Raw genomic sequence first — 760 nt, forward strand, 5'->3', positions numbered from 1 at the left:
GCGGTCGCCCGGATCGCCTCGCCGATCACGGCGAGCGCCGCCTGCCGCAGCGACGGCTCGTCCGCCTCCAGCGGCGCTAGGTCCGGCGAGAAGCTGGTGCGCAGGACGATGCGCCCGCGCGCCGCCTCGGGCTGCAGGAGTTCGACGCAGCCCGAGACGAGCTCGTTCAGGGGCAGCGGCCGGACTGAGAGGGCGAGGCCGCCGGACTCGATGGTGGCGATCTCGATCAGGTCGGAGACCAGTCCGCGCACGTGGTCGCCCGCCGCCCGGATCGCGCGCAGCGGCACGCGGTAACGCTCGTCGAGCACCCCGTGCGGTTCCGCGAGGATGCCGTCGGCGAGGCCGACGATGCCCTCGACCGGCGTGCGGATCTCGCGGTCGAGGTGCCCAAGGAAGGCGGGGCGATCGAAGGCTTGGGGATCGAAGGCTTGGGGATCGACATCCGAAATACTCCGCGCCGCGACCTCGGACGGCGCGCGCAGTACCGCGACGCGGGCGCCCTCTCGGACCGACACCCGCAGCGTCACAGGCCGGCCGCTGGCGGCGATGCTGATTTCGGTGCCGAGGCCGGCGAGGGCGGCGCGGACCACGTCCCGCTGCGCGGCATCGAAAAGGGAATCGAAGGCGGTGCCGACCACCTCGCGCGGCTCGCAGGCGAACAGGGCGGCGGCGGCGCGGTTCATCGCGACGATGCGGCCGGCCGCATCGAGGGTGACGACGCCGTCGTCGAGGGCGTTGAGGGTCGCGCGGGCGTCGGCGG

General features: G+C 74.1%; 1 protein-coding gene. It reads right to left on the bottom strand.

Features of this window, described 5'->3' with window-relative positions:
- On the bottom strand, positions 1 to 760 hold a 760-nt coding region (locus FV222_RS28115; RefSeq protein ID WP_147816414.1), incomplete at both ends, for a histidine kinase dimerization/phospho-acceptor domain-containing protein.

Source organism: Methylobacterium sp. WL103, assembly GCF_008039885.1.
Taxonomy (GTDB): domain Bacteria; phylum Pseudomonadota; class Alphaproteobacteria; order Rhizobiales; family Beijerinckiaceae; genus Methylobacterium; species Methylobacterium cerastii.